Annotated in this window: 19 protein-coding genes and 1 pseudogene; 10 read left to right on the top strand and 10 right to left on the bottom strand. The window is 53.3% G+C overall.

Translation table 11 applies throughout. From position 1 onward, the window contains the following. Nucleotides 1-2 precede the first annotated feature (2 nt). Both RHJ80_RS02020 and RHJ80_RS02015 read left to right on the top strand, forming a co-directional pair. Complete coding sequence (locus RHJ80_RS02020; RefSeq protein WP_149820529.1) at nucleotides 3-944, top strand: GDP-L-fucose synthase; 942 nt, start codon at nucleotides 3-5, stop codon at nucleotides 942-944. Continuing rightward, nucleotides 941-1,321 carry a GxxExxY protein gene (locus RHJ80_RS02015; RefSeq protein ID WP_302678709.1) on the top strand — a complete coding sequence of 127 codons (381 nt, stop codon included), beginning with the start codon at nucleotides 941-943 and terminating at the stop codon, nucleotides 1,319-1,321. The genes RHJ80_RS02020 and RHJ80_RS02015 overlap by 4 nt, the downstream gene beginning before the upstream one ends. Before the next feature lie 23 nt (nucleotides 1,322-1,344). On the opposite strand, the pseudogene RHJ80_RS02010 reads toward RHJ80_RS02015, so the two are convergent. Further along, a pseudogene (locus tag RHJ80_RS02010) lies at nucleotides 1,345-1,737 on the bottom strand (transposase); the annotation flags it as partial. Nucleotides 1,738-1,968: 231 nt separating this feature from the next. On the opposite strand from RHJ80_RS02010, the gene RHJ80_RS02005 reads away from it, so the two are divergent. Then, nucleotides 1,969-2,109 (top strand): hypothetical protein, encoded by a 141-nt coding sequence (locus tag RHJ80_RS02005; protein WP_310801363.1) that lies wholly within the window; start codon nucleotides 1,969-1,971, stop codon nucleotides 2,107-2,109. Nucleotides 2,110-2,259: 150 nt separating this feature from the next. Here the strand turns inward: RHJ80_RS02005 and RHJ80_RS02000 are convergent, their stop codons facing one another. Both RHJ80_RS02000 and RHJ80_RS01995 read right to left on the bottom strand, forming a co-directional pair. After that, nucleotides 2,260-2,556, bottom strand: a complete 297-nt coding sequence (locus RHJ80_RS02000) for a hypothetical protein (RefSeq protein WP_310801362.1) — start codon at nucleotides 2,554-2,556, stop codon at nucleotides 2,260-2,262. 379 nt (nucleotides 2,557-2,935) lie between these two features. Next, a complete protein-coding gene (locus tag RHJ80_RS01995; RefSeq protein ID WP_206200846.1) occupies nucleotides 2,936-3,637 on the bottom strand; it encodes a YggS family pyridoxal phosphate-dependent enzyme in 702 nt (233 codons plus the stop codon). 117 nt (nucleotides 3,638-3,754) lie between these two features. Between RHJ80_RS01995 and RHJ80_RS01990 the strand changes: the two genes are divergently transcribed. Beyond that, the gene (locus RHJ80_RS01990) at nucleotides 3,755-5,245 is read left to right on the top strand and encodes a hypothetical protein (RefSeq protein WP_310801361.1); all 1,491 of its coding nucleotides are present in this window, start codon (nucleotides 3,755-3,757) and stop codon (nucleotides 5,243-5,245) included. Nucleotides 5,246-5,247: 2 nt separating this feature from the next. On the opposite strand, the gene RHJ80_RS01985 is transcribed toward RHJ80_RS01990, so the two are convergent. Continuing rightward, a complete protein-coding gene (locus tag RHJ80_RS01985) occupies nucleotides 5,248-6,426 on the bottom strand; it encodes a DNA double-strand break repair nuclease NurA (protein ID WP_310801360.1) in 1,179 nt (392 codons plus the stop codon). Between the two features lie 117 nt (nucleotides 6,427-6,543). On the opposite strand from RHJ80_RS01985, the gene RHJ80_RS01980 reads away from it, so the two are divergent. Next, nucleotides 6,544-7,731: a 1-deoxy-D-xylulose-5-phosphate reductoisomerase gene (locus RHJ80_RS01980; protein WP_310801685.1), complete on the top strand. Its 1,188-nt coding sequence runs from the start codon at nucleotides 6,544-6,546 to the stop codon at nucleotides 7,729-7,731. Between the two features lie 42 nt (nucleotides 7,732-7,773). Continuing rightward, complete coding sequence (locus RHJ80_RS01975; RefSeq protein ID WP_206200843.1) at nucleotides 7,774-8,982, top strand: 4-hydroxy-3-methylbut-2-enyl diphosphate reductase; 1,209 nt, start codon at nucleotides 7,774-7,776, stop codon at nucleotides 8,980-8,982. On the opposite strand, the gene rlmB is transcribed toward RHJ80_RS01975, so the two are convergent. From rlmB to RHJ80_RS01960, 3 genes are all read right to left on the bottom strand, one after another. Then, nucleotides 8,979-9,866: a 23S rRNA (guanosine(2251)-2'-O)-methyltransferase RlmB gene (rlmB, locus tag RHJ80_RS01970; RefSeq protein WP_310744017.1), complete on the bottom strand. Its 888-nt coding sequence runs from the start codon at nucleotides 9,864-9,866 to the stop codon at nucleotides 8,979-8,981. The genes RHJ80_RS01975 and rlmB overlap by 4 nt on opposite strands. A 28-nt stretch (nucleotides 9,867-9,894) precedes the next feature. Beyond that, nucleotides 9,895-11,205, bottom strand: coding sequence for an META domain-containing protein (locus tag RHJ80_RS01965; RefSeq protein ID WP_206200841.1), 1,311 nt, complete (start codon nucleotides 11,203-11,205; stop codon nucleotides 9,895-9,897). Nucleotides 11,206-11,290: 85 nt separating this feature from the next. Continuing rightward, nucleotides 11,291-12,850, bottom strand: coding sequence for a glycoside hydrolase family 3 N-terminal domain-containing protein (locus RHJ80_RS01960; protein WP_310744016.1), 1,560 nt, complete (start codon nucleotides 12,848-12,850; stop codon nucleotides 11,291-11,293). A 349-nt stretch (nucleotides 12,851-13,199) separates the two neighbouring features. Here RHJ80_RS01960 and RHJ80_RS01955 point away from each other — a divergent pair, with 349 nt between their 5' ends. After that, a complete protein-coding gene (locus tag RHJ80_RS01955; protein WP_181495457.1) occupies nucleotides 13,200-13,343 on the top strand; it encodes a hypothetical protein in 144 nt (47 codons plus the stop codon). A 756-nt stretch (nucleotides 13,344-14,099) separates the two neighbouring features. Here the strand turns inward: RHJ80_RS01955 and sat are convergent. Beyond that, nucleotides 14,100-15,296: a sulfate adenylyltransferase gene (gene sat, locus RHJ80_RS01950; protein WP_302678705.1), complete on the bottom strand. Its 1,197-nt coding sequence runs from the start codon at nucleotides 15,294-15,296 to the stop codon at nucleotides 14,100-14,102. Nucleotides 15,297-15,379: 83 nt separating this feature from the next. Between sat and RHJ80_RS01945 the strand changes: the two genes are divergently transcribed. The 3 genes from RHJ80_RS01945 (at nucleotide 15,380) to RHJ80_RS01935 (ending at nucleotide 20,294) form a co-directional block, all read left to right on the top strand. Further along, the gene (locus RHJ80_RS01945; RefSeq protein WP_206200838.1) at nucleotides 15,380-16,300 is read left to right on the top strand and encodes an alpha/beta fold hydrolase; all 921 of its coding nucleotides are present in this window, start codon (nucleotides 15,380-15,382) and stop codon (nucleotides 16,298-16,300) included. Between the two features lie 54 nt (nucleotides 16,301-16,354). Beyond that, nucleotides 16,355-17,785, top strand: a complete 1,431-nt coding sequence (locus tag RHJ80_RS01940; RefSeq protein WP_310801359.1) for a sodium/glutamate symporter — start codon at nucleotides 16,355-16,357, stop codon at nucleotides 17,783-17,785. 82 nt (nucleotides 17,786-17,867) lie between these two features. After that, entirely contained in the window at nucleotides 17,868-20,294 is a 2,427-nt protein-coding gene (locus tag RHJ80_RS01935; protein ID WP_310801358.1) for a sucrose synthase, read from the top strand. 48 nt (nucleotides 20,295-20,342) lie between these two features. On the opposite strand, the gene RHJ80_RS01930 is transcribed toward RHJ80_RS01935, so the two are convergent. After that, a complete protein-coding gene (locus RHJ80_RS01930; protein WP_206200835.1) occupies nucleotides 20,343-20,987 on the bottom strand; it encodes a response regulator transcription factor in 645 nt (214 codons plus the stop codon). 68 nt (nucleotides 20,988-21,055) lie between these two features. Next, on the bottom strand, nucleotides 21,056-22,732 hold the full coding sequence (locus RHJ80_RS01925; protein ID WP_206200834.1) for a diguanylate cyclase: 1,677 nt from the start codon (nucleotides 22,730-22,732) through the stop codon (nucleotides 21,056-21,058). Nucleotides 22,733-22,942 lie beyond the last annotated feature (210 nt).

Raw genomic sequence — 22,942 nt, 5'->3', positions numbered from 1 at the left:
TGATGGATCTCAGTAAAAAAAGGATTCTTGTCACCGGTGGGGCGGGATTTTTGGGACGCCAAGTGGTGGCGCAGTTGCAAAACGCCGGGGCAGTGCCTGAGCAAATCACAGTGGTGCGATCGCGCGACTACGACCTACGCCAACTCTCTGCTTGCCAAGCCGTCGTTCAAAACCAAGATATTATCATTCACCTTGCTGCCCATGTGGGGGGAATTGGCCTCAATCAAGTCAAGCCCGCTGAACTCTTTTATGACAACCTGATGATGGGGGCACAACTCATTGATTGTGCCTATCGCGCGGGAGTCGAGAAATTCGTCTGTGTGGGGACGATTTGCGCCTATCCCAAATTTACCCCTGTTCCCTTCAAAGAAAGCGATCTTTGGAACGGCTACCCCGAAGAAACCAACGCCCCCTACGGCATTGCTAAAAAAGCCCTTCTCGTGCAATTGCAAGCCTATCGGCAGCAGTATGGCTTTAATGGTATCTATCTCTTGCCCGTGAATCTTTATGGGCCGGGGGATAACTTTGACCCCCTGAGTTCCCATGTGATTCCTGCTTTAATTCGCAAAGTTTACATTGCTCAGCAACAGGGGGAGAGGGTGATTCCCGTGTGGGGGGATGGCAGCCCTAGCCGCGAATTTCTCTATGTTGAAGATGCTGCCCGTGGGATTGTCATGGCCACCCAAGCCTACGATCATCCTGATCCGATTAACCTCGGTACGGGTGAAGAAATCACCATTAAGAATTTAGTTGAACTCATCTGCGACCTGATGGACTTTCAAGGCCAGATTGAATGGCAAACCGATAAGCCCAATGGTCAACCCCGCCGCTGCCTAGATACCACTAAGGCAAAAGAGGCCTTTGGGTTTCGTGCCCAAATTCCCCTCAAAGAAGGCTTAGAACGTACAATTGCTTGGTACCGTCAGCACGCTACGTCCCTATGAGACACTGGATCCAGCTTATTCAGGAGATTGCCCAAGACATCTTCCAAGAATTAGGCAGTGGTTTCAGCGAAGCCATCTATCAAAAAGCTTTTGAGGTTGCCCTGCGGGAACGGCAAATTGAGTACGAAGAACAACGCAAGGTACCGATTTTCTTTCACGGTTATTTTGTGGGGGAGGCCATTCCCGATCTCATTGTGCGTGACCATGGCCAAGCGGTTGTAGTCGTTGAACTCAAGGCTGTTCAGAACATTGGCGATAAGGAAGTCAAGCAAGTCAAGAAGTATATGGAAACCCTCAAAATTCCTGTAGGGGTTGTCGTCAACTTTTCCACTTCTACAGCAGGGGATCGGCCGCAAATTATTGAAGTGAACCTATAGCTATTCCAATCAAGAATGAGACATCATCCAGCACAATACTTGCGAATCACTTCATCAATCGAACTGTTTGACCCTGCATACCTCCGCGCTCGCTTCAACGCACTGAAGTCGTGCTCAATCACATTCAAATCAGGAGAGTATTTCGGTAAAAATAACACCTCGTGACCCGCCGCTTTCACCACTGCCTGAATCGCCCCTTTCGGATGAATCGGTGCATTATCCATCATCAACAGGGAACGTTTCTCTAACGCTGGCAAACAGTATTGACTCAGCCAGCTCACAAACCCTAACGCATTCAAATATCCTGAAAACAGCATCGGCGCGATGAAGTCTTTCTGGTGTCTATACCGTCCTGCGACTCAACTCTCTCTTTTCTGACGCTTCCCCGCTCGCTCTCCATCAATTCGTTGGCCTCGCGCTGCGATCCTGTTGCAACTAGACGAAAAATTGACTCTGCCCGACGAGTAGCTGTTCTGGTTCAAAAAGCCACCTACGAATGGCCTGCCAAATATGGCAAAGCTCTCTTAGAGGAATTTAACCGCCTCAAAAATGAATTTCTCAAGCGACGGGAAGAGAGACTATTACCTTACTTTCCTAACGAACCCAACCCAAATGCTATCCCAACAAATTTCCTCTGGGCGCGAACGATGACGTGTCCCTACTGTGGGGGGGTGATTCCGCTTTCGCCCAACTGGAAGCTGGCACCCGAGGAAGCACTGGCGATCGCCCGCGGGCATGAATTCCGACAGGTGATCCACCAGCATTTGGTGCAGATTCCCCCTCGATGAAGCCCACCATGCGCGGCGGCAAGGCCTCTCCCGCGATCGCCCCAACCAATTGCTGCGGCTGATGCAGCACCTCAAGGATCGCACCCAAGGTTTAGTGCTGCTCACGGCGACACCCATGCAAGTGGATCCGAATCGAAGTTTGGGACTTGCTCAATCTCTTGGGCTTGCCCCCAAGGTGGACAGCAGAGCAGTTTTGTCGCTTTTTTTGAACTCACTGCTAGCCCTGCTCCGAGCCGCGAAGACTGGCGAATGCTGGCGCACCTCTTCAAAGCCATGGAACGCCACTATGGCCCGATGCCCCTTGAAATTGCTCAGCAATACGTACCTCGCCCGCGCATTGCCCAGTTCAAAACCTTTGTCGGCAATTTGCAGCCCATTTTGTCGCTTCAGCCCGTTTTGGCCAATCTGCAAAGCACTATTGCCACCCTGATTTTTAGTCGTCGCCAAGAACGGCAGCAACCGCAGACCCAACTAGTGGAACAATTAGCCGCCATGGCCGCCACCTCGCCTACGGCTACGGTTGATCTCGATCCCGTCCCTGATTTGGACTTGAGCCTACCGCCCCAGTCTGAACCCGCCTATACCTTGGCCGACTTGCGATCGCTGCTTGAGCAACCCCACCTACTGCCGCCGGGCGTCACCGTCAAAATTGGCCTTGGTAGCAAAGATGTGACCTACCTCGCCCCCGGCCTACCCCAAGCGGTGCGGGTCACCACTGATCCTGAGTACTACGATCAGCACTGCGATAGCGTTGAACTTTGGTCGCCGGGCAGTCCCCTCTTTCCGCCACCGGCGATGATTCCCGAACCAACCCCTTCCAAGGACATTACTCATGGTGAATTTCTAGCGTTGCTTGGCGATCGCCAAAAATCGCCGTGCCAATGCGCACCATGGTTGCCCCGGCCTGTACCGCAAGGGGATAGTCCTGCGTCATACCCATGGAATACTCCTGCCACTGCAGCTGCTGCCACGGTTTTGTACGCAGTTCCTCGCCCCAAGCCCGCAATTCCTGAAAGACTTGCAATTGTTCTGCGGGAGGCAACCCCAAGGGCAGAATCGTCATTAGGCCACAGCAGCGCAGATGGGAGAGGGCATCGAGTTGGGGCAGGGCTGCTTCCAGTTCGGATCTTTCCCAGCCGTGTTTTTGGGGATCGGGGCGGAGCTTCACCTGCAATAGACAGTGGGGACTGGGAGTGTCGGTTTCCCTAAGAATGGCATTGATGCGCTCGGCTAATTTCCAGCGGTCAACGGTGTGGATCCAGTCAAAGAGTTGCAGCGCCTGCCGCACTTTATTGGTTTGCAGGTGGCCAATGAGATGCCAAGTAATATCCGTGAGGTCAGCCAATTCAGCGCGTTTGCTGGCTGCTTCCTGGACGCGACTTTCGCCAAAATCCCGAATGCCAGCTTCGTAGGCAGCCCGAATCGCGGCCGCTGGCATAAACTTACTCACGGCAATCAGGCGGACATGGGGGGGAAGTGTTGATTTGAGGTGGGTGGCGCGATCGCGAATTTCAGCAGCGGATAACACAGGCAATTTGCGGGCAAGGATGCTTTTTGATCCTAAAACCCTGTTGCAAAAAGTGAAACCATGGCAGGATTTTCAGTCTCCTTGACTAGGCTAGAGGGTAGGATTCAGAACGCTACTATGGCTGTGCCCCTCAAACTCTCCCTTGGCCTCATTGGTTTACTCGCTCTCGGTACCCTTTTAGCGGGGAAGTTGCTCTCCCCAGGAGAAAACTTTATGTCCTCTGCCCAAGGTCAACCCAATTGGGGAATTGAATCAAACCCCTCGCCACTCTCTAAACCTGAACCGCCACCGCGCGTTTCTGTGGCTGACTACGATCGCTACCGCCAAGTCATTGAGCGCACCCGCAGCATGATCCACAACTCAGAAGCGCGGCGGCTTGCCGAGCAATATGGCTTGAACATTCTTGACATCACATGGGAGGACACCGCTCGCTACCACAACTCTGCCGTCGGCCCTAATATCAGTGACATGACGATTCAAATTCAGCAGTACAACCCACGCACCAAGAGTTATGAACTGAGTCTGATGCCCGTGATTCGCTTTCCCAATTTTAGCGATCGCACAGCGGATATTCCCCTTGAGCGCTTCTTTATCCTTGTGGGCAATGAAAAGGGCAAGCCACTCCAACGGGTCAACCTCAAGGAATTTCTCGGTAACTTCCGCAAGTATCTCCACAACCCGCGATCGTGGGCAGGAAATCGTCGCTCCCTTTTGGCCGATCGCGATAGCCATGTCCTCGTCAGTGCCCAAGCCTGTTTCCTACCCATTCCCTCCCAAGGGGAAGCCACCTTTAACCCTGTGCTGTTTAACTACCAAAGCTATGAAAAGAACCCAGCCGTCTTAGCCATTTTGGTCACGCGCCAAGGTACCAGTGCCACCGTTATTGACAACAAGCGGGATGCCTTTGAAGCCGGCAGGACGTGGGGACAGCGATTATTTTTCAATAAGAATGGCGAACGGGCGAGCCTAGTGGGACAACGCGCCAGTGATTTTGGAGTGAGAAGCGGCGGTGGCGAGATCACCTCTGCCCAAGCGGAGGCAGCAGGAATGAATATGGTGATGCTGATCCAAGTGCCCCTGAAGCAAGCCCCTCGGCCCCGATCGGTTATGCCCCCTTTCTCGATGCCCGCCCCCGCCCTCATGGAGGCAGCACCTAGCGCTGGTCGCTCCAATGTCGAGGCGGCAGTCATTAGTTATGGCAAGGTGGAAGGCCCCTTCACTGAAATTGATAACCTGCCGATCGAGCGGGATCCCCGCTTCCCCATCCGCGTCACGGTGCAATTTTATAAAGCCACCGATAATGGCGTTGTTGCTGCCGAAGATATGCGCCACATCCATGATCAAATTGCCAAGGTCTATAGCAATGCCGATTATGTCGGCAGCCTCGTGATTGATGGTGACACTGGGCGCCCCACGGAATACACAGGCAGCAAGCAGGAACCCCCCGGCTGGTGGGACGACTTCTGGCAACGGCACCAACAAAATACCGGTCAAACCCGTGAGGAAGCCCTAGAAATGTTGCGGCGATTGCGGGGCAAAGACTGGATGCCGAGGTCGCAAGGGGAATTGGAACAGGCACTGAAGGCGCTGCAAAATTCGTCCCAATAGAGCTAACGCCGCTGCTGCTTACTCACCCATTTGCGACTAAAGCGCAGTTCCATGCCGACGCCCTCTGCCCAGACTTGCAATTGCTTGAGGAAGGCTTGGCGATCGCTCCCTTGGAGAACGGCCAATTGATCCGCCGCTTCGAGGGCATAGGGATAGCCTTGACCGGTAATCAGCTCGCCGCAGAGCCAGCGAATCACCTGATCCAGTAAGCCCGCTTCGTAGAGCCAGAGAGGGAGTTCGAGGCGCACGGGATAGCCTTGATGGGCCTTGAGGTAGCAAAAGCCAATGCCCTTGGCCCAAGCACCGTAATTTTCAAGGATGCCGCCGCGATCGCAGATAAACACAGGGGAGCGATCGCCCCATTGGGTCAACACCGTGCTCAACAGTTGGGCATCCGAGAGGTGGGGACTCGGCGCCAGCTGCTCCAGATGTCCTAAAAGGGTCACCAAATCCCGTGCCTGAGAGCTATCAATATAGGCCACCAAGGGAATCTGGTGTTGCCGACTCGCGGCAAGGGTTTGGCACAGTGCCGCCACATATCGCCTCTGCCACTCGGGGGCATAGGACTCGGCAAACGTGGCTACAAAGGAGCCATCAAACAATAGCAATGCGGGTGCGGTTACCTCGGCCATGCGCTCCCGAAGGGTTTTTAGTTCCAGTTCAAAGCGGCGCAGGTGGATATAGCGTTCGTGGAAGCGATAAATTTGCGGCTGTCGCAACTGTTCTTCCGCTTGGCGCAGTTCCGCTGGTGTAATTAGTTCAAGGACAATTTCCTTGGCGTAGGGGCGATCGCGCCGATGGGGATTGAGAAACCACCCCGCCTGTACCACACCCACGGGCAAAAATAGCTCTTCACTGGGCACAATCTGGGAACCATCCACCGCCACAGTGGTGACATCCATGAGTTGAGTCATTGCCCACTCCCGCGCCGCCTGACGATGGGGCCACTGTACCCCCAAGGGAATGCGCCACCCCTGATGCCATGGTTCAATAGGACGTGCCCCCCAATCTGGGATCTGCGGATCAATGGCAGCGGTGATGTCGGCAATGGCTTGCTGCTGCCATGTCTTGAGAGCCTGTTGATAGGCCTGTCGCACCTGAGCTAGGGCGGTGTCATAGCTGAGAAATTCGGCCTTTTTATGATTTAGTTGCTGCACCAGTTGGGAAAGGGGTAACACCATGACTGGGAAAGACTAGAGAAACGCCTCTTGCTATTCTCAACGGAATAGGTATGGGTTTGCCTTGTGTCCCCTCCTGCGGTAGATATTAAGGTGTCCACTGACCCTCCCCCAAAAACTGTGAAGGCACTCACTCTCCTTGGCTCCACTGGCTCCATTGGTACCCAAACCCTTGACATTGTTGCCCAATATCCCGATCGCTTTCGTATTGTTGGCCTTGCTGCCGGGCGCAACTTGGAGCGACTCATTCCGCAAATTCGCCAATTTCAGCCGGAGATTGTCAGTATTGCCGATGCCAAGCAACTGCCAGAGTTAGAGGCGGCACTGGCCGATCTGCCCCAAAAACCGCAACTGGTGGCGGGGGAATCCGGTATTGCGACGGTAGCGGCCTATGGGGATGCCGATGTTGTGGTCACCGGCATTGTTGGTTGTGCCGGTCTGGTGCCGACGATCGCCGCCATTAAAGCGGGTAAAGATATTGCCTTGGCCAATAAGGAAACGCTGATTGCCGGTGCGCCCGTGGTTTTGCCGCTGCTTCAGGAGTACGGTGTCAAGCTCTTGCCCGCTGATTCTGAGCACTCGGCAATTTTTCAGTGTTTGCAGGGGGTACCCGAGGGAGGACTGCGGAAAATTATTCTCACTGCTTCCGGAGGCGCTTTTCGTGATTGGCCGGTGGAAAAACTCTCGCAAGTGACGGTGGCCGATGCCCTCAAACACCCCAACTGGTCAATGGGACCCAAAATTACTGTGGACTCGGCAACCCTGATGAATAAAGGCCTAGAGGTGATTGAAGCCCACTACCTCTTTGGCATGGACTACGACAATATCGAGATTGTGATCCATCCCCAAAGCATTATCCACTCGCTGATTGAGTTGCAGGATACCTCCGTGCTGGCGCAGTTGGGCTGGCCAGATATGCGGTTGCCGCTGTTGTATGCCCTCTCGTGGCCAGAGCGAATTCCCACGAATTGGTCGGCACTGGATCTGGTGAAGGCGGGGGATTTAACCTTTCGATCGCCGGATCACCAAAAGTATCCTTGTATGGGGCTGGCCTATGCGGCGGGTCGCGCTGGGGGAGCCATGCCGGCAGTCCTGAATGCTGCCAATGAACAGGCGGTGGCGCTCTTTATTGCCGAGGCGATTTCGTTCCTTGAGATTCCCCGCCTGATTGAGATGACCTGCGATCGCTACTCTGCCCAAAACATTAACAACCCTACCCTAGAGGACATTTTGGCCGCCGATCGCTGGGCGCGAGAAACGGTACAGGAGTTGGCACAACGGGGAGTTCGCCCCATGATTGCGCTATAGAGTGTGTCAAAATACCATACAGATTGCTTCAGAGGAAAACCAATGGATACCCGCGCATTCAAGCGATCGCTACACAGTTCCGAAAACTACCACCGCAAAGGCTTTGGTCACGGTGAGGAAGTAAACCAGCAGCTGCAAGGGGAGTATCAAAGTTCGCTGATTCAACAAATCCGCGCCAATGGCTATCGCTGGCAACAGGGGGATGTAACGATTCGCTTGGCGGAGGCCTTTGGCTTTTGTTGGGGGGTAGAACGTGCCGTTGCCTTGGCCTATGAAACCCGCACCCACTTTCCCACCGAGCGCATCTGGATCACGAATGAAATTATCCACAATCCCTCGGTGAATGAGCGCCTGCGGCAAATGGCCGTGGAATTTATTCCGGTGGTCAATGGGGCAAAGGACTTTAGTGAGGTGCGCCAAGGGGATGTGGTGATTTTGCCCGCTTTTGGTGCCAGTGTCCAAGAAATGCAACTGCTGAATGAGCGGGGCTGCACGATTGTCGATACCACTTGCCCGTGGGTGTCGAAGGTGTGGCACAGTGTTGAAAAGCACAAAAAGGTCAATTTCACCTCGATCATTCACGGTAAGTACAACCACGAAGAAACGATCGCCACCAGTTCCTTTGCGGGCACCTATTTGATTGTGCTCAACCTCGAAGAAGCCCGCTATGTCTGCGATTACATCCTCAAAGGGGGCGATCGCGAGGCCTTCATGGCCAAGTTTGCCAAGGCCTGTTCTGCGGGCTTTGACCCCGATCGCGATCTGGTGCGGGTCGGCATTGCCAATCAAACAACGATGCTCAAGGGGGAAACCGAACAAATTGGCAAACTCTTTGAACGCACGATGATCCAAAAGTATGGTCCCGATCGCCTCAATGAGCACTTCATGAGCTTCAATACCATCTGCGATGCCACCCAAGAACGCCAAGATGCGATGCTGAACTTGGTCAAGGAACCCTTAGATCTGATGGTGGTGATCGGTGGCTACAACTCCTCGAATACCACCCACCTTCAAGAAATTGCCATTGAACATGGGATTCCTTCCTACCACATTGATTCTGCCGATCGCATTGGGCCGGGGAATCGCATTGAACACAAACCGCTGCATCACGCTCTCACCGTTACCGAGAACTGGCTGCCCGATCGCCCAATCACCATTGGCATTACGTCCGGTGCCTCCACTCCCGATAAGGTGGTCGAGGCGGTTCTCAATAAAATTTTTGCCCTGCGGTCTGTGGTAGCGGTTTCCTAGGCCTCTGATGCTTGGGTCAAATCCCAAGCGGGCGATCGCTGACAACTGATCTCGTAGAGGGCAATACCGACTGCCACTGATGCATTGAGGCTATTGGTGCGCCCCGCTAGGGGAATAGCGACAATCTCATCGCAGTGTTTTTGGGTTTGTAGGCTAATCCCTTCCCCTTCACTGCCAACGACAAAGACGGTGGGGCGATCGAAGGTAATTTTCGGTAGGGGCACCGCGCCACGTTCCGAGAGGCCATAGATCCAATAGCCCGCCGCCTTCAGGGTTTCAAGGGCTTGATTGAGGTTAATCACCCGTGCCACCGGTAAATACTCCAGCGCCCCTGCAGCGGCTTTGGCCACTGTTGCAGTAATGCCCACGGCTCGCCGTTGAGGAATAATCATTCCTTGCATGCCCAGTGCTTCTGCGGTGCGGATCATGGCACCGAGATTTTGCGGATCCATAATGCCATCTGCCGCTAGAAGAACGGGTTGATTCACGGTTGCGGCCTTGGCCAAGAGATCCTCAAGAGACCAGTAGTGATAGGCAGCCACCTGAAGGGCAATCCCCTGATGGCGCCCCCCTTGGCACAGTTGATCGAGGCGTTCGGGGGTTACAGTATCAATGATCGCTCCTTGCTGTTTTGCGTCATTCAAGCGTTGATGAAAGCGTGGATCATAGCGCAGCGAGGGAATCACCCAAATACGGTTGCAGGGGCGGCCACTTTCAAGGGCTGAGAGCACGGCATGGCGACCATAGAGGAGTTCGGGGACATCCTCGGCAGTTGGGGGTGGGGGTGCTTTCCGAATTGGTTGAGCTGGGGTGCGTCGCTGGGGGTGAGGAGGGCGGGTCGCGGTCGGTCGGTTTTTTTTGCGGGGACGAGGTTTCTCGGTCATGAAGAGTCACTAAGATTGCAGATCTTCCCTAGGGTGTTCGCTGAAACATCGCAAGGGGGCGATCGCCATCATAGAACGTCAATGTATTTCCCTCAATGCGGTAGCGGTTCGTTTGCTCAAGGGTCTGTAAAAACGACATCTCCATCCTTTGTGCCCGTTGGCCAATACAGGCGCGCCGCGTTGTCGCCACTGCCGAAAACCGCAATTGCTGGCCATTGACGCTGTAACCACCGTTAAAGTTATTGCAGCCACTAAAGCCCGTTGCTCGCTGGGCATTGCTATCAAACTCAATAAACGCCGTATTCATGGGATTGCGCGGTGGCATCGGCATATTGGCTAGGCGCTGCAGTTGCCAGCGGCCACTGAGGGGACTTTCCGTCGCACCCGCTTCAAAGGTTAATAGCAGGCGATTGCCCTCAAAGAGTTGCAGCGTATTTCCTTGAACGCGGTAGCGATTGGTGCGACTTAGTCCCTGTAGCATCTGGGTTTCCACACTCTGAAGGGGTTCTTGGCCGCAGAGGCGTTGGGTGGTGGCTAAGGGGGCAAAAAGCAGCCGCGGGCCGTTGGCGGTGTAGCCACCATTAAAGCTATTACAGCCCGTAAAACCATTGGCACGGCGGTTAGCACTATCAAACTCAATAAAGGCGGTATCCACTGGCACGGCTTGATTGCCAATGCGTCTGAGACGCCAGCGTTGACCGCTGAGGCTCAGTTCTGGGGGTTGGGAGGGAGGGTTATTTGCTGTTGCTTGTGTGGAAACCGCCACAGGCACCAAGCGCGGCAGGGGTAGGAGTCCCCCTTCGAGGCGATAGGTGACAGTACTGATGCGACTGGGGCAACAGAGGGGATCATTGGGCGTGTAGCGGGCAAAGTCTGCGGTGAAGGTGCCATCGTTTTGGAACTTGACCTCGCCTAGGAATGAGCCATCAGCGCGGGAATCCATGAGATTCGGCGATAGCGTTCCCAAGTAACGTCCTCCGGAAAAAACAAAGGCCTGATACCCCATCGGGCGACACATGCCATCAAAGCGACTATTGCCAAGAATAATTTCCACATTCTGATGGCGAATGGGGGTGCCCACGAGATACCAGCCTCGCTGTTGGATCAGGCGATCGGCCATGGATTGGGGAGAACGTAGGGTGCTGCGACAGCGGTTCAACTCACTGGGATCAGGATTGCCCCGTGGGGGAATCTCTAGGATAGGAAGGTTGGGATTCCAGTTGCGCGGCGGTTGATCGAGCCAAGACTGGGGGGCGGCGAAACTCATGGGGGCGATCGCCAGCGTTGTGGTGACTGTGTAGAGCGTTGCCAAGCCAACCGCAGTGGGAAACTTAATCATGGTGATGAAAGACCAAGCTCTATGGGGGTATCTCTAGGGACGTACAGAGAGTATAGGGGTTCCCTATCGATTCCCTCGCAAAAGATCAGGAAACCTTTAGCAAGGACGCTAGAGCCAGACCTTGGGCGATGCTGTAGTGCCCATAGCTAAAAACGCGGGGCACATCGGAGTGCAGATGCTGGGCAATTTCGCGGTAGGCGTAGGGACTGCCATAGACCACCAGACCCGCCAGTTGATTTTGGGCTTGCAGTCGTTCGAGGGTGGCGATCGCTGGCGCACTTAAACCCGCTTTGCCTCGGAAGGGATTGCCACGACTAAACACCTGCACTAAGGTCGGTGCCTTGGGGAAGCCCTCAATCATGGTGAGGGGCGTTTGCTGATCAATCACCACCCGTTGGTCAAAGCCCCAAGTGGGGGGCAGTGTCAATGCGGGACAAGTACGGTTCAAAAAGCTAGCGTGCAGAGTATCATCCACGATCAGACAATTCACCCCTAAGGGCACAGGTTGCAAGGCTGAACCGCCACGTTCCAGACTCTCTTGGGCAATGGTGGTGGCCACCTCAACGGCTGGTGTCGTTTGGAAATAGTCCAACTGTAATGCTAGAGGCTGAAGGCGAGCCTTCGCGGCTTGAATGCGGGCTACAGCGGCCTGAATGCGCTCAGGAGGAATCCGCCCTGACTCAACGGCGGCAACCACCGCTTCAATGGCTGCCGGCGGATCCAAGGGCATGAGCAGAATATCGGCACCTGCTTCTACGGCTTTGACGGCAGCTTCGGCGGTACCGTAGGTGTTGGCGATCGCCCCCATGACCAAGGCATCGGTTACAATTAGACCCTTAAACCCCATCTCTTGGCGCAGGATTCCCGTGAGAATCGGGGGAGACAGGGTGGCGGGTCGCTCGGCATCCAAGGCGGGTAGGTGGACATGGGCGCTCATGACGGTATCCACCCCGGCAGCAATGGCAGCAATAAAGGGCGGCCATTCAATAGCTTGCAGGCGATCGCGATCGTGGGGAATCACGGGCAGTTCCAAATGCGAATCCGTGGCTGTATCCCCATGGCCGGGAAAATGCTTTGCCGTTGTGAGCACTGGATAGGCCCGTGCCCCTTGAATAAACGCGGTTGCAAGGGCACTCACAATGTCTGGCTCCTCGCCAAAGGCGCGCACATTAATCACTGGGTTTGCGGGATTATTATTCACGTCCACCACCGGGGCGAGAACCCAATTCAAGCCAATGGCTAAAGCTTCGGCTGCGGTGTATGCCCCCATTTCCTTTGCAAGGTCAACCGCCCGTTTTCGGTTCTTTTGGGCAATGGCGCCTAAAGCTGCTGGCGGGGGAAATTGTGTGGCACCACTGAAGCGTTGACCAACCCCCTCCTCAATATCCGCTGCTAGTAATAGTGGAATCGTGGCCCAAGATTGGAGTTGCCGACAGCGTTCTGCCACTTCGACGGCACTGCCCCCCAAGAGAATCACCCCACCAACTCCCCAGTCTTTAATCCAGTGTTTTAAGGTGTTTTGGGGCGGCTCCCAAGCGGGATACTGAATCTGGCTGTCGTAGAGGTAGCCACTGGCTCGTACAACCACCATCTGCGCCACCTGTGCCCGCAGCGAAAGCTCAGAAAGAGGGGGAATAAATGTCATGGGTGTGATCTCATTCAGAGCAAAATTTCACAAATGAATAACTTTCTTATTCAGCATATAAAAAATTGTCTCAAACTCTCTCAGGTAACTGGTCTGATTTTTTATACTAAAAGTACAGCCTTTACAGCCCTTTTCTAAGTACGGGCTGCATAAGGGGAAATGAACCTCCTCTATAGGAGCCTTAGTTGTTTTGAGTGTGTTCCATTCATGTGAAAAGGGCTGTACCTAATGATCTTGAGGCAAAGTCCGATTCCGTTGCTCCGGTAGAGCAAGTTTCAAGTTTTTCCTGCGGTGTTCAATCATTAAGCCAAAGGCTGAAGCCTAAATCGCTTTCTTTAGGAGTTGACCTATGTTAAAAGCACTACGTGAGAAACTGCAAAGTATGATGGTCTTTTTGATGGAGGCATTTGGGCGCATCTTCACCCCTCGCAATGATCACTATCCTTCCACAGGAGCACAGCCCTTCACGGGAACACCCTCCCGTAAGAGTTAGTTACTGTCTTCCGCAAGCAGAATCCCTGTAGAGACTTTACAGGTAAAAATAACTGGTATTCCTTCCGCATCAGCTCCGCCATAGCGGCAATCATGGGGCTGGTGCAGTTTTTTATGAGCTTGGGGCGATCGCCCAAACTGTTAAAACCTAGAAATAACGCTCAGCGCTAAGGGTACCACCAAAAGGTTGCAACCACTGAATCTAACGGCATATTTCAGAATCAGTTAAGGAATATTTCAGATATTGAATTTCCCGTTAACATTTGAGCATTCCCAAAGGCCTATGCTAACTTAAAAGTAGGCACAGAAAGAAAGGTTAACGATAAGAGTGAACTTAAGGCTTGTGCCTCCCAGTCCTTGAGTTCGGGATAAAGCAAAGTTACTCCAAGATAAATCTCACTCCTGTCTTGCGAGTAATATCAAAACCAATCCTTTGAGCTTCACCGTTGTATAGTTGTCCTCTCGCTTTATCCAGCCTTATCGTTTGTGTGGTTACTGCCGAAGTCCCCATCCTGTCGTCCATGGGAGTTAAGGCAAAGCTAGGTAACCTCCTAGTATCCAAGGTCGTCAACGTTGACAGCAATCCATTACCTAGTGTCCATGCTCCAAGCTTGATCGGTTGAGATCGCCTAGTGGGGGTTTTGATCGCCAGCTAAAACCACGTTTTGTCCACGTTAGTTGTTGAGTTACTTCGTCATTGCTAACTTCGTTAGGGGTCTTGCTGCCATCAGCTTGACCCCCTCGTTTTATGTTTAGGCTATGGCGTGAGTTGCGGTTGTCGCATGGCGCGTGCCAGTTCTGCTGCTACTTCTGGACGCGAAAACTCTGGAGGTGGCAATTCGCCCCGGCGCAGCATTTCCCGTACCTTTGTCCCTGAGAGGTGAATGCGCTCTTCGGGTTTGCTGGGACTGGTTTTACTGGTGGCCATAGACTGGGTGCGGGTGCAGTAGAAGGCATGCTCAAATTTCAAGGGAATAATCCCCAAGGCTGCTGGATCAAATTCATCGAAGATATGTTGGGCATCGTAGGTGCCGTAGTAGTCCCCCACACCCGCGTGATCGCGACCAACAATGAAATGGGTACAGCCGTAGTTCTTACGGACGAGGGCATGGAAAATCGCTTCCCGTGGCCCTGCATAGCGCATGGCTGCCGGATTAATGGCCAGAATCACCCGATCTTTGGGGAAGTAGTGCTCGAGCATGATTTCATAGCAGCGCATCCGCACATCGGCGGGAATGTCATCCTCCTTGGTGGCACCTACGAGGGGATGCAAAAAGAGACCATCGACGATTTCAAGGGCACATTTTTGGATATATTCGTGGGCGCGGTGGATCGGATTGCGGGTCTGGAACCCCACAATGGTGCGCCAACCTTTTTCACGGAAGAGGGCACGGGAATCCACCGGATCAATGCAGTAGTTGGGAAATTGGGGATGGGGATGCCGCTCTAGGAGCCAAATCGGGCCTGCAAGGTTGACTTCTCCCTGTTCATAGACCACCTTGACACCGGGGTGTTTGTCATCTTCAGTGCGATAGACACAGCGCGCCTCACGGCGTTTGTCATAGGTATATTTTTCGGTGAGTTCGAGAATACCCAAAAACTGACCCGCTGCGTTATCGAGGCGAATGGTTTGGCCAATTTCTAGGCGAGCAGCCACCTCCGCACTGACAGAGAGGGTAATGGGAATTGACCAAGGCAAACCATTGGCAAGGTACATTTCTTCAACGACCCGCTCGTAGTCGGCCTGTCCCATAAACCCCGTCAGAGGACTAAAGCCACCAATGGCGATGAGTTCTAAATCGGAGACAGCGCGCTCATCAAGGGTAATGCGGGGCAATTGATCGGCACGGGCGAGCCACGCCTGTTTTTGTTCGGAGGAGAGAATCCGATTGACGAGGATACCGCCGTGGGGGGCGATCGCATCCTTTGTCTGTACTGTCGGTGATGGACTCAATGTGGAACTCCTTTTTGGGGTTGGATGAACCTGTTGCAAAACTTCATAACTAAGATAGAAGTCATTATTGGACGAATAGGTGCATGAGACAACTGGTAGACCCCTATCGTTATGGCGTCGAGCGGGAGTGGTGCTGGCGAGGATGGCAGAGTCGCTATAGCTTTTGGTGGCCTGCTGCTGTAGATGAGAAGAAGGGGAGATCTCCAGTGATTTTGCTCCACGGCTTTGGGGCGTCTCTACGGCATTGGCGATACAATCTTCGGGTTTTGGGAGACTATCAGCCGACCTATGCTCTCGATTTAATAGGATTGGGGGCAGCAGAAAAGCCCATTGCGGCCTATGGGGCTGAGTTTTGGGCGGCTCAGGTTCATGCCTTTTGGCAAAAGATTGTCGGGCAGCCAGCGGTGATTGTTGGCAACTCCATTGGGGCGTTGATTGCCCTGACCTGTGCTTATCGCTATCCGCAGATGGCGGCGGGGGTGGTGATGCTAAGTCTGCCGGATCCAGCGGTGCGCGAGGAGTTGATTCCGAGGGCGATCGCTCCCCTTGTGAGCGGAATTGAACAGATTTTTACGGCTCCTTGGCTGCTGCGCACCCTTTTTTACACGATTCGCCGTCCCTTCATTGTCAAGCGTTGGGCACAATTGGCCTACGCCAACCCCAACTGTGTGGATGATGAATTGCTGGACATCCTGCTCACCCCTGCCTATGACCGTGATAGCGATCGCGCCTTTGGGCAAATCATTCGCGCCATGAGCCGCACGGACTTTGGGCCGAGTGCCAAGACAATGCTCAAGAGCGTGCCCCAACCCCTATTGCTGATTTGGGGACGACAGGATCGCTTCATCCCGCCAATGCTGAGCCAGCAGTTTCAACAGGTACAACCAAGGATGCAGGTGGTGGAGTTGGATCACACGGGGCACTGTCCCCACGATGAGCAGCCCGATCGCGTCAATGCGTTGCTTTTGGATTGGTTGCGCAGCCACGAACTTGTGAGGGGTTGAGTCCTACGGTTGCAGGCTCTATGATCACGACAATCTTCAGAGTTGGCATGGCAGATGTTTAGGCTGATTACGGTTTTCTGGGCGTTTATTTTTATTGGTGTTTTGCTGCTGTTGGGGCGAATTGTGCGGCAGCGTTGGGCACTGATGCGATCGCTCTATATGCCCAGTTCAGTCATTGCGGGCGTTTTGGGACTCATTCTTGGCCCTAGTGTCCTTGGGGCGATCGCCAGTCAAATTGCTCCCAACTCCGGTTTAGGGAACGGTCTTTTTGCCGAAGACATCCGCGAAGTTTGGCAGCAGTCCCCCAGTATTTTCATCAACATAGTTTTTGCCTGTCTATTTCTAGGGGAGATCATCCCTAGCCCTCGGGAAATTTGGCAGAAAGCTTCACCGCAGGTCGCCTTTGGTCAGATTTTGGCTTGGGGGCAATACGTGGTGGGGCTGCTGCTGACGTTGCTTGTTCTCACTCCTGTATTTGGCATGGATCCAATTGCTGGTGCCCTGATTGAGATCACCTTTGAGGGGGGGCATGGGACTGCTGCTGGCATGGCCGATACCTTTAGGGAGTTAAACTTTACCGCTGGGGCTGATATGGCCTTGGGCTTGGCCACTGTGGGCTTAGTCTCTGGGGTGGTTTTTGGAGTGGCACTGATCAACTGGGCACGGCGCACAGGACGCTTGCAGATCAAACCCTTGGTGGACTCTGAAACCGCGGAGAATCTCGACCCTCATCCCCACGATGACCTAGAAACACGGCAACGGCGGCGACAACTGCTGCGGGAGTTACTCATTGATCCTTTGTCATTAAATTTCTGTTTTGTGGGTTTGGCGATTATTGTGGGCTGGGTGATTCTTGAAGCGCTGCGACTCCTAGAGCGTCTCACTTGGGGACAAACGGGTTTAAAGCTCATGGCCTATGTGCCCCTATTTCCCTTGGCGCTGATCGGTGGCATTATTGTGCAGCTCATCCTGACCCGTTGGCGCAAACAGTACCTGATTAGCCGGCCACTGATTAACCGTATTGGCGGTGTCGCCTTGGATGTGACGATTATTACCGCCTTGGCCACCCTCTCTTTAGCCGCCATTGGTGAAAATCTCATTCCCTTTCTCCTCTTGAGTGTGGGGGGAATTGCTTGGAATCTCTTTGTCATGCTCTATTTAGCGCCGCGAATTTTGCCCATGTTCTGGTTTGAGCGGGGAATTGGCGACATGGGGCAATCGATGGGGGTGACATCTACTGGGCTATTGCTGATTCGTATGGTGGATCCCCACAACCAATCGGGCGCCTTGGAAAGTTTTGCCTACAAACAGATTCTCTTTGAGCCGATTGTCGGCGGTGGGTTATTTACGGCGGCGGCACCAATTCTGATCCGTAATTTTGGTGTGGTGCCTGTACTGGCGCTCACGGGCGGGCTGTTAGGCCTGTGGTTAGTGTTTGGATTGTGGAACTATGGCCAAATCCGGCGATCGCTAGCGCAAAATTGACCCCATTCAGGGAGAAACCTAGAATAGAAACGACTTGAGCCGCTGTGCCGTCTCAGGTAAAAGCCGTGTTGTGAGTTTGCCGATGACCTCTGTGCTCCTCAAATCCGTTGTTGAAAGTGATGAACGTGCCGATCTGCGCCAATTTTCACGCATCCTGCAACTAGGGGAAAAACGCTATCTCCTGCGCAATGATATTTTGGGCGCCTTTGCAGATTACTGTCGCGACCTCGATCGCCCTGTCCCCACACCCTTCGAATCCCGCCTCAGCAAGCTGGTGTTCTATACCCAAGAGATCATTGTTGACAACGAAAGTCTGTGTTGGATTATTCGGCCACGGATTGCGCAGCAGGAGGTGTGTCGGCTACTGGTGGAGGATTTGACGATCGTGCCGATGACAATTCCAGAGCTACTGGATCTGCGCGATCGCCTAGTCAATCGGTACCATCCCAATGAGGGGGATGTTTTTGAAATTGATGTCCAGCCCTTCTATGACTACTCGCCAATTATCCGTGATGCCAAGAATATCGGTAAGGGGGTGGAATTTCTCAATCGCTATTTATCCAGCAAGCTTTTCCAAGACCCGCGCCAGTGGCAGCAGAACCTCTTTAACTTTTTGCAAATTCACCGCTATAACGGCTATCAACTTCTGATTAATGAGCGGATTCGCTCTCCTCAACACCTCTCAGAACAGGTCAAACAAGCCCTAGTGGCACTGAGCGATCGCGCCTCCGACGAGGCCTACAGTGAGTTTCGCTTTGAACTCCAAAATCTGGGCTTTGAACCGGGTTGGGGCAATACGGCGGCACGGGTACGCGACACCCTAGAAATTTTAGATCAACTCTTAGATTCGCCCGATCACCAAGTGCTAGAGGCCTTTGTCTCGCGGATTCCGATGCTCTTTCGCATTGCCCTCATTTCTCCCCACGGCTGGTTTGGCCAAGAGGGGGTGCTGGGGCGACCCGACACCGGCGGGCAGGTGGTCTATATCCTCGATCAAGTGAAAAGCCTCGAAAAACAAATGCGGGAGGATTTAGAACTGGCCGGGCTGGGGGTACTGGAGGCACGGCCTAAAATTATTGTCCTGACTCGCCTGATTCCCAATGCCGAAGGGACGCTGTGCAACCAACGCCTAGAGAAAATCTACGGCACCAACAACGCCTGGATCCTGCGGGTGCCGTTTCGGGAATTTAATCCCAAGGTGACCCAAAACTGGATTTCTCGCTTTGAAATCTGGCCCTATTTGGAAACCTTTGCCATTGACGCGGAGCGGGAGTTGCGGGCGGAATTTGGCCATGTGCCCGATTTAATTATTGGTAACTATTCCGATGGCAACTTGGTGGCTTTTTTGCTGGCGCGGCGAATGAAGGTGACCCAATGCAACATTGCCCATGCCCTCGAGAAATCCAAGTACCTCTTTAGTAACCTCTACTGGCAGGACTTAGAGGATAAATATCACTTCTCAATGCAATTTACGGCGGATCTGATTGCCATGAATGCTGCCAACTTCATCATCAGTAGTACCTACCAAGAGATTGTGGGGACGCCCGATAGCATTGGCCAGTACGAGTCCTATCAATCCTTTACGATGCCTGACCTGTACCATGTGGTGAATGGCATTGAACTCTTTAGCCCGAAATTTAATGTGGTGCCACCGGGGGTGAATGAACAGGTTTACTTTCCCTACTACCACTATACGGAGCGGCTAGAGGGCGATCGCCAGCGGTTGGAGGAACTGCTCTTTACCCTTGAGGATCCGCAGCAGATCTATGGTTACTTAGAAAATCCGAACAAACGCCCTCTCTTTTCGATGGCACGGCTGGATCGGATTAAAAACCTCACAGGACTGGCAGAAGCCTTTGGCCGCAGCAAAGAACTGCAAGAGCGGTGTAATTTAATTTTGGTGGCAGGGAAATTGCGTACCGAAGACTCCAGCGATCGCGAGGAAATCGCCGAAATTGAGAAGCTCTATCAAATCATCCACGAGTACAATCTCCACGGTAAGATTCGCTGGCTAGGGATTCGTTTACCGAAAGCAGATTCGGGGGAAGTTTACCGCATCATTGCCGATCGCCAAGGGATTTTTGTCCAGCCGGCGTTGTTTGAAGCTTTTGGCCTGACGATTTTGGAAGCCATGATCAGTGGTCTGCCCACCTTTGGTACCCGCTTTGGTGGCCCTCTGGAAATTATCCAAGATGGGGTGAATGGTTTTTATATCAACCCAACCCACCTAGAAGAAATGGCGGAGACTATCCGCCGCTTTATAGAGGCTTGCGATCGCGATCCGCAGCAGTGGCAACGAATTTCCAAAGCGGGTATCCAGCGGGTCTATAGCACCTACACTTGGAAAATTCACTGTACACGCCTGCTTTCCCTTGCCAAGATCTACGGCTTCTGGAACTTCTCTTCCCAAGAAAACCGCGAAGACATGATGCGCTATATGGAGGCACTCTTCTATCTGCTCTATAAACCCCGCGCCCAAGCCCTATTGGCAGAACACATGCAGCGGTGATATGGGTTTAGCGACTAGGTGGGAAGCCCCGCGATCGTCGAGAGTATGTTACACGTAATGGTAATCGATCGCCCAGCGAGCCAATTCAGTGCGATTATGGCAGCCGGTTTTACCCAAAATATTGCTGACATGGCTTTCTACGGTACGCTGACTGACATGTAGTTCTGCCGCAATTTCACGATTCAACATTCCGCGGGCAACGTATTGGAGAATTCGGGTTTCTGTGGGAGTGAGTTCGACACCGGGGGGTGGTGTAGGCGCAGGAGGGGATTGCAGTCGTTGCGCTTCCCGCAGGCGAGCCGTTTGTTTGAGGAGGGCTTGGATTTGGGCGAGGAGTTCATCCGGTTCGAAGGGCTTGACTAGGTAAACATCACCGCCGGTTTGCAACCCTTTGATGCGATCGTGGGTTTGCCCCTTGGCCGAGAGAAAGAGCACCGGTAACCAACTGAGGTGTGTTTGTTGTCGCACTGCACTGACAAAGCTATAGCCATCCATCTGGGGCATCATCACATCACAAATAATTAAGTCGGGCGTCTGCTGCTGCAGAATTGCCAGACCTTCGTTGCCATGGGCTGCCGTCAGTACACGATACCCCTGCATCTCAAGGTAATCCTTGACCAAGAGGACAAGATTAGGGTCGTCATCTACCAGTAGAATCGTGGCATTTTGCGCAGGGGACGCCTCAAGGTTCATACATTCAGAGCAGTTAACGGTGCTGACGCCAAGTCTTACTAAGAATGAGGGTGCTCCTATAGGATAGCTTATTCCTGTTGGGGGGAAGCATTGGCCAGCTCTGGAGACATCTCCTTTGGCGCCGTGGCAATCTGAGAACGTCCCGCTGCCTTAGCGGCATAGAGGGCATCATCGGCTATCTTCACCAGTTGTAGTAAGGTCTCCCCGTGGGTGGGAAACTGACTGATGCCGGCACTAAAACTCACCTTGAAGCTGTCATGGTTGGGGGCGTGGAAGGTATGGTTGCGCAATCGCTGTAAACAGATGGCAAGGCGGTGTTTGGCCACATCAAGGGAAATATCATAGAGGGCAATTAAAAATTCTTCGCCACCCCAGCGAGCCACGACATCTTCCATCCGTAGGGACTGTCGCAACATTCGAGCGGTGGTCACCAATACCTGATCGCCAACGTCGTGACCATAGGTGTCATTGATGCGTTTGAAATGGTCTAAATCCAAAACGGCGATGCAAAGAGTTTGCTGTTGGCGGTTGGCAAGGGTCAAAAAGCGTTCAATCTCTTCTGTGGCTTTACGACGATTGCTCAATCCCGTGAGGGGATCTACCTCTGCCAAGCGTTTCAGGAGGCGGGTGCGCTCTAGGCGATTGATGATCCGCGTCATTAGCTCAGGGCCGACAATTGGCTTGCTAACAAAATCATCGGCGCCAGCGGCAAAGAGTTGGGTGACAAGGGCTGGATCGGTGGTTGCGGTAAGAAAAAGAATTGGCAGCTGGTTCCAGTGGGGATCATTGCGCACCACTTGGCAGAGTTCTAGGCCGTTAATGCCGGGCATTTGGACATCGAGAATAACCAATTCGGGGTTGGTGGCCTCTAGGACATCCCAAAATTGATCGGGATCCTGAAGGGAGGTGACACTCATTCCCCAGGGTTCCAAGAGCCGTTTCAAGATGGCTAGGGTGACGGCGTCATCATCCACGGTCAGGATACTAGCGGAGGTCATTTCTTGAGGTTGCAGTAACTGTTCGAGAGTCTGCAAGAGTCGCTCAAGATCAACAGGCTTACTCAAGGTGATCCGTGAGCCAAGGCGAATGGCGGCGAGGCGATCGCGCCAGGTGTCACGGGCAGTAAATACTAGGGCGGGGATGGGGGGACGATGTTGCCGCAACTGCTGCAAGAACTCGCGGGTGGTTACCTCATCAGGCATCACTTCAGGATTGAGAATGACAGCATTGGGCCAGCATTCCTCAAGTAAGGTGTTGACCAGCGGCCAGCTATCCATTGCGACGTAGCGGAACCCACCATCAACGGAGTGCTCCTCAAGGGAGCGAACTAACTCGGCGTCGTTATCAATGTGCAGGACAAGGGGCAGGCCTGAGTCGTTATGATTGTCAGGCTTGGAGGTGGCGATCGCGCTGAGGAGCTGCTGGACGATTTCAAGGAGCGCTGCTGGGGAGCAGGGATAGTGGTAATAAATCACTTGGGTTTCTGGCTGGGTTGGCCAATCCTTGCGGGTAAGAATCAAAATTGGCTCTTGAAACCCGCGATCGCGCACCTGCTGGCAAAAGGCCTCAACTGCCGTGCCTAAATGGGACTCATCCACAATCAATAGGTGATAGCGACTACTGGCCAATAGTCCCCAGAGGTCTTCAGAGCGAGCAACGACATCCACCCGATGATCCGCAGTGGTCAAGATGGAGACCAACGTTGCTGCCGTTGCCACGTCGTCGTGATAAAGCAAAATGGCCATACTTGCTCGCCAACAGCCTATTGCTATTACCCTACTGCCTTGGCTTGATCTTGCTCAAGTTCTCGGAGATACAGATTGCCGCTGGAGGGGAGTTACATATCTTTACATTTTATCCTTGCCAGATGCTAATAATTCTCAATAGTGGTGCTATAGTAGGCCTAGGCTTTATTGAGATTTATCCTCAATAAGTTCAGCGTCGATATTATGCGT

The organism is Thermosynechococcus sp. QS41 (genome assembly GCF_031583515.1).
In the GTDB taxonomy this organism is placed as follows: Bacteria; Cyanobacteriota; Cyanobacteriia; order Thermosynechococcales; family Thermosynechococcaceae; genus Thermosynechococcus.
Note: the sequence above shows the minus strand (reverse complement) of the source record. Positions and strands in the feature narration are given on the sequence as shown.

What these genes read in the sequence shown, in the direction of transcription:
- RHJ80_RS02020 (WP_149820529.1), top strand. Translation starts at nt 3, where the DNA reads ATGGATCTCAGTAAAAAAAGGATTCTTGTCACCGGTGGGGCGGGATTT.
- RHJ80_RS02015 (WP_302678709.1), top strand. Translation starts at nt 941, where the DNA reads ATGAGACACTGGATCCAGCTTATTCAGGAGATTGCCCAAGACATCTTC.
- RHJ80_RS02005 (WP_310801363.1), top strand. Translation starts at nt 1,969, where the DNA reads ATGACGTGTCCCTACTGTGGGGGGGTGATTCCGCTTTCGCCCAACTGG.
- RHJ80_RS01990 (WP_310801361.1), top strand. Translation starts at nt 3,755, where the DNA reads ATGGCTGTGCCCCTCAAACTCTCCCTTGGCCTCATTGGTTTACTCGCT.
- RHJ80_RS01985 (WP_310801360.1), bottom strand. Translation starts at nt 6,426, where the DNA reads ATGGTGTTACCCCTTTCCCAACTGGTGCAGCAACTAAATCATAAAAAG.
- RHJ80_RS01975 (WP_206200843.1), top strand. Translation starts at nt 7,774, where the DNA reads ATGGATACCCGCGCATTCAAGCGATCGCTACACAGTTCCGAAAACTAC.
- rlmB (WP_310744017.1), bottom strand. Translation starts at nt 9,866, where the DNA reads ATGACCGAGAAACCTCGTCCCCGCAAAAAAAACCGACCGACCGCGACC.
- RHJ80_RS01965 (WP_206200841.1), bottom strand. Translation starts at nt 11,205, where the DNA reads ATGATTAAGTTTCCCACTGCGGTTGGCTTGGCAACGCTCTACACAGTC.
- RHJ80_RS01960 (WP_310744016.1), bottom strand. Translation starts at nt 12,850, where the DNA reads ATGACATTTATTCCCCCTCTTTCTGAGCTTTCGCTGCGGGCACAGGTG.
- RHJ80_RS01955 (WP_181495457.1), top strand. Translation starts at nt 13,200, where the DNA reads ATGTTAAAAGCACTACGTGAGAAACTGCAAAGTATGATGGTCTTTTTG.
- RHJ80_RS01945 (WP_206200838.1), top strand. Translation starts at nt 15,380, where the DNA reads ATGAGACAACTGGTAGACCCCTATCGTTATGGCGTCGAGCGGGAGTGG.
- RHJ80_RS01940 (WP_310801359.1), top strand. Translation starts at nt 16,355, where the DNA reads ATGTTTAGGCTGATTACGGTTTTCTGGGCGTTTATTTTTATTGGTGTT.
- RHJ80_RS01935 (WP_310801358.1), top strand. Translation starts at nt 17,868, where the DNA reads ATGACCTCTGTGCTCCTCAAATCCGTTGTTGAAAGTGATGAACGTGCC.
- RHJ80_RS01930 (WP_206200835.1), bottom strand. Translation starts at nt 20,987, where the DNA reads ATGAACCTTGAGGCGTCCCCTGCGCAAAATGCCACGATTCTACTGGTA.
- RHJ80_RS01925 (WP_206200834.1), bottom strand. Translation starts at nt 22,732, where the DNA reads ATGGCCATTTTGCTTTATCACGACGACGTGGCAACGGCAGCAACGTTG.